Below are 12,869 nucleotides of genomic sequence, written 5' to 3'. Positions count from 1 at the left end.
AAAAATAAAGAATACTATCATGTTTTCAAATATAAAAGACAACTTACAAAAAGAAATAGAAGAGATTAAATCTGCCGGATTGTTTAAATCCGAAAGAATAATCACAACTCCCCAAGGAGCAGAGATAGATACTACGAATACAAAACATGTATTGAATTTTTGTGCCAATAATTATTTAGGTCTTTCGTCCCATCCTGATGTTATTAAAGCAGGAAAAGATGCAATTGATTCTCATGGGTATGGATTATCTTCTGTACGATTTATTTGTGGTACTCAGGATATTCATAAAGAATTAGAGCGTAAGACTGCAGAGTTTTTAGGGATGGAAGATTGTATTCTATATGCGGCGGCTTTTGATGCGAATGGAGGTCTTTTTGAGCCAATTCTTACCGCAGAAGATGCTATTATTTCAGATTCTCTAAATCATGCATCTATTATTGACGGAATTCGTTTGTGTAAAGCAAAACGTTTTAGATATGAGCATAATAATATGGTAGATCTTGAAAAACAACTTCAATCTGCTAAAGGATCAAGAAGGATATTGATTGTAACCGATGGTTCTTTTTCTATGGATGGGACGATTGCGCAATTAGATAAGATTTGTGATTTAGCAGATGCGTATGAAGCAATGGTAATGATAGACGAATGTCATTCTACAGGTTTTCTAGGTAAAACTGGTCGCGGAACTCATGAATATCGCGATGTTATGGGCAGAATAGATATTATCACGGGAACATATGGTAAAGCACTTGGAGGAGCTTCTGGTGGATTTACAGCAGCTAGAAAAGAAATTGTAGAGATGCTAAGACAACGCTCTAGACCTTATTTATTCTCTAATACAGTTGCTCCATCAATAGTGGGAGCATCTATTAAGGTATTAGATTTGCTTAGTTCATCTACAACACTTAGAGATAAATTAGAAGACAATACTAAGTATTTCAGGTCAGAAATGACCGCTGCAGGATTTGATATCGTACCAGGAGATCATCCAATCGTTCCGGTTATGTTATATGAAGCAACACTAGCGCAAGAATTTGCTGCTAAGTTGTTAGATGAAGGTATTTATGTAATTGGATTCTTTTATCCAGTAGTACCAAAAGGAAAAGCACGAATCAGAGTGCAATTATCAGCAGGACATGACCGTGAGCATCTTGAAAAAGCGGTAAAAGCATTTACTAAAGTAGGTAAAGAACTGGGAGTAATTTGATTACTAACGTTTGTTAGTGGTCTAAAACATAGAAGATTCTTATTATATTGGATTATTTATTTAAAATATTTCATTGATTCTAATTAAAAATTTGATATTTAATGATAATAGGTAAGAATCGATGAAAAAAACGAAAATTTATTTTCTATAGTTATAGTTTTAGCTACTTTAGCAGCGTAATAAAGAAACAACAATGAACAATTTGTTTACTTGGAACCGATTTTATTTTTTCTTCTTTTATTTTAAAAGTAGGAACGGGATCGCTATGTAAATAAATCAGCAAAATTTATAAAACTAGAATCCCGATGAAAAGTCGGGATTTTTTTTTGAAGTAAAAATTTATAACGTTTGAGAAAGAAGGTTGCTATACAAGGAATAAAAGGATCGTATCATCATGGAGTTGCACAAGCATATTTTGGTAATGACGTTGATGTTGATGAATGTATGTCGTTTCAAGAGCTTGTTCGTAGTTTAGAGAATGAGAAAAGTACGGATGCGGTAATGGCGATAGAAAATTCCATAGCAGGGTCTATTATTCCTAATTATGCATATATTGATGAGCATAATTTAACTATTTGCGGAGAATATTTCCAACCTATTCATCATTGTTTGATGGCTTTGAGTGGGCAGAAAATTTCGGATATAAAAGAAGTGTATTCTCATCCTATGGCATTGCTTCAATGCAAAGAGTTTTTTAGAGGGCTACCACATATCAAGTTGGTGGAAGATGCAGATACTGCGGATGTAGCAAAAAGAATTAAAGAACAACAACTGAAAGGCGTAGCGGCAGTTGCAGGAGAAACAGCCGCTAATATTTATAAGCTGAATGTTTTGGCAAAAGAGATTCAGACAATTAAGTCTAACAGTACTAGATTCTTTATACTGAACACAAAAGAGGATTCTGGCGTCGATAGTAAGGAAATTAATAAAGCATCCTTAAAATTTCTAACGGATCATAAAAGAGGAAGTTTAGCTACTGTATTAAACGTAATGAGTGATTGTAGATTAAACCTTACTAAAATTCAATCATTACCTGTTATCGATATGCCTTGGAAATACTCTTTTTTTATAGATGTTACTTTTAATAAATATGAGGATTATCAGAAGGCTATTTCAATATTAAAAATCATGGCTTTAGAGCTTAAAATTTTAGGAGAATATAAAAATCAAAACGGATGAGCATTCAGACGGCAAAACGGTTAGAAACAGTAGAGGAGTATTATTTCTCTAAAAAATTGCGAGAAGTAAGAGCCTTAGCGGCTTCTGGGAAGCCTATTTTGAATATGGCTATAGGTAGTCCCGATTTGGATCCACCTAAAGAAGTAGTGCAAGCGATACAAAGTGCGGTAGTTTTAGATGGAGCTCATAAATATCAGAGTTATCAGGGGATACCAGAATTAAGACAGGCGATCGCAGATTTTTATAATAATAAATATACAGTAAAGTTAAATCCCGAAAATGAGATTCTCCCTTTAATGGGATCCAAAGAAGGGATTATGCATATATCATTAGCGTATCTTAATGAAGGAGACGAGGTATTAGTTCCTAATCCTGGATATCCTACATATACCTCAGTAACTAATTTGGTCGGAGCTAAACCTGTATTTTATGATTTAGTAGCTTCTAATGGATGGGAACCTGATTTTGATGCTTTATCGAGAAAAGACTTAAGTAAAGTAAAAATTATGTGGATTAATTATCCGCATATGCCTACCGGTGCCAACGGGAATGTCAATTTATTTAAGAAACTTATTGCCTTTGCCAAAGAGCATAATATTTTATTGGTAAAAGACAATCCATATAGCTTTATCCTAAACGATAGTCCGTTAAGTATCCTGTCAATTGATGGATCTAAAGAAGTGGCGCTAGAGTTAAACTCATTGAGTAAGACGTTTAATATGGCTGGATGGCGAGTAGGAATGGTGAGCGGAAGCAAAGATAAAATAGAAGCTATTCTTAAGGTAAAAAGTAATATGGATAGTGGAATGTTCCAGGGTATTCAAAAAGGAGCTATTGCAGCATTGAATATTTCGGATAGTTGGTATTCAGAAATGAACACTATCTATAGAGAAAGAAGAGAATTGATTTGGGAACTGGCTTCGGTTCTAGGTTGTACTTACGATAAAACAGCAACAGGAATGTTTGTTTGGGCAAAATTACCCAGCGGAGTAAATGCAATGGAGTTTATTGATACTATATTACATCAGAATAGCGTATTTATTACTCCAGGTGATATTTTCGGAAGTAATGGAGAAGGATATATTCGTTTTTCGTTATGTGTAACTAAGGAAAATATAAAAGAAGCGATAAAAAGATTACAAGTAGAAGCATGAAAGTATTCGTCATTGGTATAGGATTAATCGGAGGGTCATTTGCGATTGATATCAAAGCAGCATTTAATGAAGCAGAGATTTACGGTATTGATAAAAATGAAGAGAATCTTGATAAAGCTATTTCTTTAGGTCTTATAGATGAAAAATCAAATTTTTCAGCGTTAGATCAAGCGGATATAGTGATTACATCAATTCCTGTAGATGTTACAGTAAAAATTTTACCAGAGATTTTGGATAAGATAAATGATGAATGCCTGGTGTTTGATGTAGGATCTACCAAAATGAAATTATGTAACTCTGTGAGTGATCACCCTAAACGAAGAAATTATTTAGCGGCTCACCCGATTGCCGGTACTGAATTTTCTGGACCGCAAGCAGCTATTGCTAATCTGTATCGCGGTAAGACCAATATCATATGCGAAGTAGAAAAAACCGCATTTAAATTACAGGAACGAGGAATGGAGATTTTTACTAGGTTAGGAATGCGAATTCGATATATGGATCCTGCATCACATGATAAACATATCGCATACGTTTCGCATTTGTCACACATCAGTTCGTTTATGTTAGGAAAAACTGTAATCGAAAAAGAAAAGAACGAAAGAGATATTTTTGATATGGCTGGCAGTGGATTTGCTTCGACCGTTCGATTGGCAAAGAGTTCTCCAGAAATGTGGGCGCCAATTTTTAAGCATAATAAAGAAAATGTAATTGAGACTTTAAATGAATATATAGCGAATCTTACTCAATTTAAAGAACTCATGGAAGAGGATAATTTCGTTGAAATTTATAAAGAAATGGAAGACACAAATCACATAAAAACAATCTTAAAAGGAATATCATAAAATAACCACATAAAATAAAATACTAATAGAGAATAAAAAATAGAGATGGAGAATAAGAAAGAACTTAGAAACTGGTTAGACGAATATAATTTAGATCACCCTTTAGTAATAGGAGGTCCTTGTAGTGCAGAGACAGAAGATCAAGTAGTTAAAATTGCGCATCAACTTAAGGAGTCGGATGCTACTGTTTTGCGTGCGGGAATATGGAAACCAAGAACAAGGCCAGGTAATTTTGAAGGAGTCGGAGCTTTAGGATTAAAATGGCTGCAACGTGCCAAAGAAGAAACAGGAATGAAAATCGCAACAGAAGTTGCGAATCCGCATCACGTAGAGTTAGCTTTAGAACATGGGGTAGATGTATTATGGATAGGAGCAAGAAGTACAGTTTCTCCTTTTATTGTGCAGGATATTGCAGAGGCATGTAGAGGAATCGATAATCCAGTTTTGATCAAGAACCCTATAAATCCAGATTTATCACTTTGGTTAGGAGCTGTGGAGCGTTTTTATACGTGTGATGTTAAAAACTTAGGAGTGATTCATAGAGGTTTTTCAACCTATGAAAAAACAAAATATCGTAACATTCCAGAATGGCAAATACCTATCGATTTGCAAAATCGTTTTCCAGATCTACCGTTGATTTTGGACCCATCACACATCGCAGGAAGAAGAGATTTGATCTTTGATTTATCACAAACCGCTTTGGATCTTAATTTTGATGGATTAATTGTAGAAACACATTATGATCCGGATAATGCTTGGAGTGATGCTGCACAGCAAATTACACCAGATACTTTAATTCAGCATATGAAAGATTTAAAAATCCGTAAAGAAGTTGGCGTAGATGAGGCATACCAGAAAACCTTAAATGAATTACGCGCAAAAATTGATGTTGCAGACAATCAATTATTAGATGTTTTATCTAAAAGAATGAAAATTTCAGATGAGATTGGTAAAGCTAAAGCAAAACAAAATGTAGCTATATTACAGTCCAAACGTTGGAATGAAATTCTAGGGAAAATGATTCTGGAAGGAGAAGAAAAAGGATTAAGTGAAGAGTTTATTCTAAGGATATATAAAGCGATTCATCAAGAATCAATCAATCATCAAGAAAAAGTTGCTAGATCTTAAAAATGTATAATAGCTATTTGATATAGAGATTTATTCGCATCTTTGCGATTATGACAGGTACTGTATATAAATCTACCGGAAGTTGGTATACCGTTAAAGCAGATAATGGTAAGGTGTATGAATGCCGTATTAAAGGTAAATTTAGAATTAAAGGTATTAAAAGTACCAATCCTGTATCCGTTGGTGATAGAGTAGATTTTAAGTTGGAGACCGATAATGATACGGAAACCGGTGTGATTGAAAATATTCGGGAGCGACAGAATTATATTATCCGAAAATCTGTTAATCTCTCAAAACAAACCCACATCATTGCGGCAAACATTGATGTGGTTTTTTTATTAGTTACGCTTAATAATCCTCCTACGTTTACTGCGTTTATAGATCGTTTTTTAGTAACTGCAGAAGCCTATGATATTAAAGCGGTATTATTATTTAATAAAATAGATACGTATGATGAGGATGAACTTCTCGAAATAAAATATTTAGCAGCTTTATACAGAGAAATAGGCTATGAATGTATTGGGATTTCGGCAAAAACAGGTAAGAATATTGATAAGGTAAAAACACTGATGGAAGGAAAGGTTAGTATGTTTTCTGGACATAGTGGTGTAGGTAAATCTACACTAGTAAATTTGATTGAACCTAATTTGTCTTTAAAAACAGCTGAGATTAGTGATCAACATCAGCAAGGTCAACATACCACTACTTTTGCAGAAATGTACGACCTTAGTTTTGATGCTAAAATTATTGATACTCCTGGTATTAAAGGTTTTGGAATCGTGGATATGGATAAAGAAGAGGTTGGTGATTATTTTCCTGAGTTTTTTGAACTTAAACAACAATGTAAGTTTAATAACTGTCTCCATATAAACGAACCAAAATGTGCTGTAAAAGAAGCGTTAGATAACGAAGAAATTGCCTGGTCACGTTATAAGAGTTATTTGCAGATTTTAGAAGGAGAAGAAGAGCATTATAGGAAAAATCACTACGATAATGAAAATTAATTATTTTTTTTGAATTTAGATGGTAACATTTCCTTTCTAAAAGACACATACATATGAGAGCTGTTGTTCAAAGAGTTTCTGAAGCATCTGTTGAGGTTGAAGGAGAAAAAATTTCACAAATAGGTTGTGGCCTTTTAATCTTGATTGGTGTCGAAGAAGAAGACACTAAAGAAGATATTGTATGGTTGTCTGGAAAAATAAGTAGATTAAGAATATTTGCAGATGATAATGGTATAATGAATAAAAGTCTTCTTGATATAAATGGTGAAGCCATAGTGGTAAGTCAATTTACATTACACGCCAGTACACGTAAAGGAAACCGACCAAGTTATATCAAGGCCGCTAAACCAGAAACTGCAATTCCTCTGTATGAAGATTTTGTAAAACAGCTAGAGTTAGAATTAGGTAAAAACATTGGAACTGGTGTATTTGGAGCGGATATGAAAGTATCCCTTCTTAATGATGGACCGGTAACCATAATTATAGATACTAAAAACAGAGAATAATAACTACCCCAAAATAAAATTTTATATGCAAAAAAAAGTACAACTAATTCTGGTTGCCGTTTTTCTATGTGTTTCTGCGAAAGTTAATGCTCAAGATGATCTTAGTCTGCAAGCCATATTGATTGATTCGGTACTTACTAAAAATGCCAATGCTATCGTGAGATCAGAGGATATTGTGATTACTATTAACTCAATAAATTCTGTAACCGTAAAAACGAAAAGAGTCGTTACCGTATTGAATAAATATGGAAATCCTTACGCAGATCTGAGTGAGTATTATGATCCTGAGGTCAAAATTAAAAAGGTTCAGGCAATTGTTTACAATGCTTTAGGACAGGAGGTTAAAAAAATTAGAAGAAAAGATTTTAAAGATAGGAGTGTTTATGATGGTGGATCTTTAATAGATGATAATCGTATACTTTATTTTGAACATACGCCAACAGAATACCCTTATACTTTAGTTTATGAATGTATAACTGAGAATAAAAGTACAGCTTGGATTAGACCTTGGTTTCCAATAGGAGGAGTATATTTAAGTGTTGAAGAGTCAAAGTATACTGTAATTAATCCAAAAAAAATACCATTAAGGACAAACGAAAAACAATTTAATGGGTATCCGGTAGATGTGAAAAGGGGAGATCAGGAACTGACTTATAAGTTGTCTAGAATCGCGGCAATCGAACCGGAACAAAAAGGACCTCCTATTCGTGAATTAGTACCCAATGCAAAAATAGCTTTAAAAGATTTTTCATTAGTTAATGTAGAAGGATCTGCAATGGATTGGAAATCCTTTGGTAAATGGCAGTATGATAATTTGGTATCAGGGAGAGATGAACTTTCTACGGAAACCATTCGTAAAGTGGATGCCTTAGTGTCTGATGCTAAGACTAATAGAGAAAAAGCAAAGAGGATATATGAATATGTTCAAAAAAAGTCTAGATATGTTGGTATTCAATTAGGTATTGGTGGATGGATGCCAATGCTAGCAAGTGATGTGGATAGATTAGGGTATGGAGACTGTAAAGCATTAACCAATTATACGAAAGCACTATTGGATAGTCAAGGTATAGAATCTTACTATTGCGTAGTTTGGAGAGATGATTATAAGAGGAATATTGATCCTGAATTTGCTTCTTTAGAAGGAAACCATGTGATTCTTAATGTTCCTGATGGAGAGAAAGATATTTGGTTAGAATGTACGAGTCAGACACTGCCATTTGATTTTAATGATTCTACAACAGATGATAGGAATGTGCTGGTTGTTAAACCCGATGGAGGGGAAATCAAAAGAACCAAGAAGTATATGCCAGAAGAAAATACGTTGCACACGATGGCAACAATTTCATTGCAACCAGATGCATCTATCGAAGCTGAAGTAACTTCTGTAGCCAAAGGTTTACAATACGATTGGAGATATTTGACAAAGTTAGAATCTGTTAAAGATCAAAAACTATATTTTAAGGAGTACTGGGATCACATTAATAATCTTAATATTTTATCTATGGATTTAGAAGATGATAAAGATAATATTAAGTACCAAGAAAAAGTAAAAATAAATGCTAGAAACTATGCGACAAAGGCAGGAAGTAGATTGTTGGTGATTCCTAATGTTTTTAATCGTTTAAATGGTAAAATGACAAAGTATAAGGATAGAAAAACTCCATTAGTAATTTCCAGAGGGTATGTAGATACCGATGAATATATAATTAACATCCCAGTAGGTTATTCGATTAACAAACTTCCAGAAGTGAAAGTTTTTGAGACTGTTTTTGGTATCTATAAAAACAGTCTCGAAAAAATAGATGAATCTACTTTGAAGTATTCTAGAACATTAAGAATTAATGATGGTTCATATCCAAAAGAAAAATATGAAGAATATAGACAGTTCATGTCTAAAATTCGTAACGCAGATAAATCAAAAATAGTACTTAAACAACAATAAATAACGATTAACAGTGATGAAAAAAACACATAAAATAATTGGGATCATGTTTATGGTTTTGACTATTCATATGTCAGCCCAAGAATATAAATTTGGTAAAGTATCTAAGGAAGAATTATTAGAAAAAGCATATCCCTTAGATAGCGCTGCGAACGCTGCGGTATTATATGAAAACAAGAAAGTGAGTGTAGAATATAATTCAAGTGACGGTTTTCAATTAATAACGGAGGTTTTTAAGAGAATCAAACTATATAATAAAGATGGATTTGAGTATGCTACAGAAGAATTGTTTTTATATAAAAACGGAAGTGATAAGGAAAGTGTAACTGGTTTAAAAGGAACCACATTTACAATTGCTGATGGTAAAATAAAAGAAACTAAACTTAAAAAAGATGGTGTTTTTAAAAGTGAGTTTTCTGAAAATTATAATCAACAAAAATTTACGATGCCCTCTATAGAAGAAGGTTCTGTAATTGAGTATAAATACAGAGTTGTTTCGCCTTTTTTATCTATTATTGATAGAATTTATTTGCAATATAAGATTCCCGTTAAAAAAATGGAGGTCAAAGTAGCATCTCCAGAATACTTTAGTTACAAAAAATTCTCTACAGGTTATTTACCTGTAAATTTAAAAGAATCTACTTCCAACGATAAGATCACTTTTAATAATAAGGTTAGATCTAGACCAACTCATGGTCAGGGTGGAGGTACAAGTTTTTATCAAAATTCTGTTGATTTCAAAGTGAAAGTAGATAACGTAGAATCTACTGATGTGCCTGCGTTCAAAGAAGAACCTTATTCTGGTAATGCACAGAATTATATTTCATCTTTAAGTTATGAATTGTCATTTGTTAAATTTCCAAATGAAGCGATAGATTATCGATCCACCACCTGGGAAGATGTGACTAAAAAGATTTATAAGAGCCCTAGTTTTGGAGATGAATTAAAGAAAACATCGTATTACAAAGAAGACGTAAATAATCTTATTCAGGGAGCAACGGGCGAAGTGGAAAAGGTAAGTTTGATTTATAGTTTTGTGAAAAGCAAAATGAATTGGAATAAGAAACGAGGTGTATACACTAGAAAAGGAGTTAAAAAAGCATATAAAGAAGGTACCGGTAATGCTTCAGAAATTAATTTAATGCTTACCTCGATGCTTGCTTATGCTAAGATAGATGCAAATCCTGTAATAGCAAGTACTAGTGATAGATTGATATCTCTTTTTCCAACGTTAAATGGGTTTAATTATGTGCTCACCAGAGTTAAACTTTCTGATGGGAGTATTTTTTATTTAGATGCTACAGATAAATATGGAATGCCTAATATTTTGCCAAATAGAATTGTAAAAGGAATGGGGAGAGTAATTGCTAAAAACGGAACATCTCAGATGGTAAGTTTCAGACCCACAAAACCTTCAGCGAACATATATCAAGTGCAATGCCAGATTGATGACCAGGGAATAGCAAAAGGGAAGGTTAGTATTAGTCATAGAGACTATTTAGCTCATAACTTTAGAGCGGTATATGCGACAAAGGATGATGAGAGTAAAGTAAAACGTTTTGAAAAAAGATATGGAATTACTGAACTTGATGAATATACCATAAAAGGTGTTAAAGAATATGGTAAAGGCATCAATGAAAGATTCAATTTTATAATTGAAGATGAAATTGAGGCAATAGATGATGAGATATTCTTTTCTCCTTTGTTATTTTTGAGGGATAAAGAAAATGTTTTTAAATCAGACGATAGAAAATATCCAATAGATTTTGGATATGGTTTTTCAAATAAGTATATGGTGAACCTTAAAATACCAGAAGGGTATGAAGTTGTGGAGTATCCCAAAACATCAGCATTTAAATTGCCGGATGATATGGGTAAATTTTCATTTAGATCTATTGTGTCTAATGGTATAATACAGGTTGTGGTAGATGAAACCATTACATCACCTGTTATCCCAGCTGATTATTATCCTGCTATTAAGGAATTTTATAATCAGATTATACAGAAAGAAAACGAACAGGTAGTTCTTAAAAAAATATAAGATGAATATTCAAAACGCTCAGAAAGCCGTAGACGATTGGATTAAAAATCATGGTGTTAGGTATTTTAATGAGCTAACAAATATGGCTCAACTCACAGAAGAAGTTGGTGAAGTGGCTAGAATAATAGCACGTAGATACGGCGAACAAAGCGAGAAAGAAAGTGATAAGAATAAAGATTTAGGTGAAGAGTTGGCTGATGTGATGTTTGTGGTCTTGTGTCTTGCTAATCAGACTGGGATTGATCTTCAGGAAGCATTCGATAAAAAGCTAGATATTAAAACAAAAAGAGACCACGATCGCCATCATAATAATGATAAATTAAAATAATGTTTAAATCAATTATTTCTTCGAAAAGATATTGGGTTTCGGTACTCTTTTTAGGGCTGATCTTTATAATACCGTTTAGTGTTATTCAATATCTTATGGAATATGGAGGTTTAGCATTTGATACTTTTATAGAAGAAAAAATAAATAATGGCTTTTGGGTACGATATCTATTGTCTCGAATTGTGGGAGGACTATCGTATGGGATGATTTTAGGGTATTATTTTGAATTAAGAAAACGCAAATCGAACCAATAAAATGAATTTGAAATTAAAACGCATTTCGAATATTAAAAGCAATACATTACAAATCACTGGATCCAAGAGTGAAACGAATAGGTTATTGATCTTGCAGTCACTATATCCCGAGATAGAAATTGAAAATGTATCAAACAGTGATGATTCACAGTTAATGCAGGCTGCATTGGCAAGCAAAGATGAGCTTGTGGATATATACCATGCAGGAACAGCAATGCGTTTTCTTACTGCTTATTTTGCAGTACAAAAAGGAAGACAAACTGTTTTAACGGGTAGTAATCGAATGCAGGAGCGTCCCATTAAAATTCTTGTAGAAGGACTTAGACAATTGGGATGTGATATTAACTACGAAAAAGAAGAAGGATTTCCACCAATAAAAATTATTGGGAAAGATCCAATATCGAATAGAGTTTCATTAGCAGCCAATGTAAGTAGTCAATATATTTCAGCATTGATGTTAATTGCATCATCACTATCAGACGGTTTAGAAATTGTATTAGAAGGAAAAGTCACTTCCGTACCGTATATAGAAATGACATTAAGTTTGCTTAGAGATATTGGAATTTCAGGAAGTTTTGAAAATAATGTAATAAGTATTAAACCGGTAAAAGTAGTTTCTCCAAAACTAGTAGTAGTCGAATCTGATTGGAGCTCCGCTTCATACTTCTACAGTATCGTGGCGTTGTCTATGGGTAGTACTATAACATTAGGAAGTTACAAACAAAGTAGCTATCAGGGTGACTCGGCTTTAGCAGATATTTATAAAAAACTTGGGGTAGAAACTATTTTTAATAACAACAAGATTACTTTAAAACAGATTCCTTTACCAAATGATTCAAAAGTGTTAGAATTAGATTTGGCTAACTCACCTGATATAGCTCAAACAATTGCTGTTACTTGTTTTGGTTTAGGAAAAGCTTGCTATCTCAAAGGATTACATACACTAAAGATAAAGGAAACAGATAGGTTAGAAGCGTTAAAAACAGAAATTGAAAAATTAGGAGGCGAAGTCACCATAACAGAAGATTCACTAAGATTAGCTCCTGCTAGATCAATTAGATCAGAGATTTCTATAGATACATATCATGATCATCGCATGGCTATGGCTTTTGCTCCATTAGCTTTAAGAACAACACTGTTTATAAATGATGCTGATGTAGTATCAAAATCGTATCCAGATTTTTGGGATGATTTAAAGAAATTAGATTTTAAAGTCCTGTAAATAAAAATATATATGGTCATTTACTTGACAACCCCTATGTCCAGATTGTATATTTGCAC

At 33.2% G+C, this 12,869-nt stretch carries 12 protein-coding genes; all 12 read left to right on the top strand.

The features are described from left to right. Positions 1-19: 19 nt before the first annotated feature. The 12 genes from kbl to D1818_RS10290 all read left to right on the top strand — a co-directional run bounded on the left by kbl (position 20) and on the right by D1818_RS10290 (position 12,810). On the top strand, positions 20-1,207 hold the full coding sequence (gene kbl, locus D1818_RS10345) for a glycine C-acetyltransferase (protein ID WP_118458649.1): 1,188 nt from the start codon (positions 20-22) through the stop codon (positions 1,205-1,207). 348 nt (positions 1,208-1,555) lie between these two features. Beyond that, positions 1,556-2,386: a prephenate dehydratase gene (locus D1818_RS10340; RefSeq protein WP_118458647.1), complete on the top strand. Its 831-nt coding sequence runs from the start codon at positions 1,556-1,558 to the stop codon at positions 2,384-2,386. Next, entirely contained in the window at positions 2,383-3,540 is a 1,158-nt protein-coding gene (locus tag D1818_RS10335; protein ID WP_118458645.1) for a pyridoxal phosphate-dependent aminotransferase, read from the top strand. The genes D1818_RS10340 and D1818_RS10335 overlap by 4 nt, the downstream gene beginning before the upstream one ends. Beyond that, the gene (locus tag D1818_RS10330; protein WP_118458643.1) at positions 3,537-4,385 is read left to right on the top strand and encodes a prephenate dehydrogenase; all 849 of its coding nucleotides are present in this window, start codon (positions 3,537-3,539) and stop codon (positions 4,383-4,385) included. Before D1818_RS10335 ends, D1818_RS10330 begins: the two co-directional genes overlap by 4 nt. Before the next feature lie 45 nt (positions 4,386-4,430). Continuing rightward, positions 4,431-5,513 carry a bifunctional 3-deoxy-7-phosphoheptulonate synthase/chorismate mutase type II gene (locus tag D1818_RS10325; protein WP_118458641.1) on the top strand — a complete coding sequence of 361 codons (1,083 nt, stop codon included), beginning with the start codon at positions 4,431-4,433 and terminating at the stop codon, positions 5,511-5,513. A gap of 50 nt (positions 5,514-5,563) precedes the next feature. Beyond that, positions 5,564-6,517 carry a ribosome small subunit-dependent GTPase A gene (gene rsgA / locus D1818_RS10320; RefSeq protein WP_118458639.1) on the top strand — a complete coding sequence of 318 codons (954 nt, stop codon included), beginning with the start codon at positions 5,564-5,566 and terminating at the stop codon, positions 6,515-6,517. A 53-nt stretch (positions 6,518-6,570) separates the two neighbouring features. Next, positions 6,571-7,023: a D-aminoacyl-tRNA deacylase gene (gene dtd, locus D1818_RS10315; protein ID WP_118458637.1), complete on the top strand. Its 453-nt coding sequence runs from the start codon at positions 6,571-6,573 to the stop codon at positions 7,021-7,023. 25 nt (positions 7,024-7,048) lie between these two features. After that, positions 7,049-8,965, top strand: coding sequence for a DUF3857 domain-containing protein (locus tag D1818_RS10310; RefSeq protein ID WP_118458635.1), 1,917 nt, complete (start codon positions 7,049-7,051; stop codon positions 8,963-8,965). Positions 8,966-8,981: 16 nt separating this feature from the next. Further along, positions 8,982-11,006, top strand: coding sequence for a DUF3857 domain-containing protein (locus D1818_RS10305; RefSeq protein WP_118458633.1), 2,025 nt, complete (start codon positions 8,982-8,984; stop codon positions 11,004-11,006). Position 11,007: 1 nt separating this feature from the next. Beyond that, on the top strand, positions 11,008-11,334 hold the full coding sequence (locus tag D1818_RS10300) for a nucleotide pyrophosphohydrolase (RefSeq protein ID WP_118458631.1): 327 nt from the start codon (positions 11,008-11,010) through the stop codon (positions 11,332-11,334). Beyond that, positions 11,334-11,588 carry a hypothetical protein gene (locus tag D1818_RS10295; RefSeq protein WP_118458629.1) on the top strand — a complete coding sequence of 85 codons (255 nt, stop codon included), beginning with the start codon at positions 11,334-11,336 and terminating at the stop codon, positions 11,586-11,588. The genes D1818_RS10300 and D1818_RS10295 overlap by 1 nt, the downstream gene beginning before the upstream one ends. 1 nt (position 11,589) lies before the next feature. Next, positions 11,590-12,810, top strand: coding sequence for a 3-phosphoshikimate 1-carboxyvinyltransferase (locus D1818_RS10290; protein WP_118458627.1), 1,221 nt, complete (start codon positions 11,590-11,592; stop codon positions 12,808-12,810). Positions 12,811-12,869: the final 59 nt, after the last annotated feature.

The organism is Aquimarina sp. BL5 (assembly GCF_003443675.1).
In the GTDB taxonomy this organism is placed as follows: domain Bacteria; phylum Bacteroidota; class Bacteroidia; order Flavobacteriales; family Flavobacteriaceae; genus Aquimarina.
This window is presented reverse-complemented; position numbering and strand designations above follow the sequence as displayed.

Excerpts from the sequence above, each read along its gene's own strand:
- kbl (WP_118458649.1), top strand. The coding sequence starts at position 20 with ATGTTTTCAAATATAAAAGACAACTTACAAAAAGAAATAGAAGAGATT.
- D1818_RS10335 (WP_118458645.1), top strand. The coding sequence starts at position 2,383 with ATGAGCATTCAGACGGCAAAACGGTTAGAAACAGTAGAGGAGTATTAT.
- D1818_RS10330 (WP_118458643.1), top strand. The coding sequence starts at position 3,537 with ATGAAAGTATTCGTCATTGGTATAGGATTAATCGGAGGGTCATTTGCG.
- D1818_RS10325 (WP_118458641.1), top strand. The coding sequence starts at position 4,431 with ATGGAGAATAAGAAAGAACTTAGAAACTGGTTAGACGAATATAATTTA.
- rsgA (WP_118458639.1), top strand. The coding sequence starts at position 5,564 with ATGACAGGTACTGTATATAAATCTACCGGAAGTTGGTATACCGTTAAA.
- dtd (WP_118458637.1), top strand. The coding sequence starts at position 6,571 with ATGAGAGCTGTTGTTCAAAGAGTTTCTGAAGCATCTGTTGAGGTTGAA.
- D1818_RS10310 (WP_118458635.1), top strand. The coding sequence starts at position 7,049 with ATGCAAAAAAAAGTACAACTAATTCTGGTTGCCGTTTTTCTATGTGTT.
- D1818_RS10305 (WP_118458633.1), top strand. The coding sequence starts at position 8,982 with ATGAAAAAAACACATAAAATAATTGGGATCATGTTTATGGTTTTGACT.
- D1818_RS10300 (WP_118458631.1), top strand. The coding sequence starts at position 11,008 with ATGAATATTCAAAACGCTCAGAAAGCCGTAGACGATTGGATTAAAAAT.
- D1818_RS10295 (WP_118458629.1), top strand. The coding sequence starts at position 11,334 with ATGTTTAAATCAATTATTTCTTCGAAAAGATATTGGGTTTCGGTACTC.
- D1818_RS10290 (WP_118458627.1), top strand. The coding sequence starts at position 11,590 with ATGAATTTGAAATTAAAACGCATTTCGAATATTAAAAGCAATACATTA.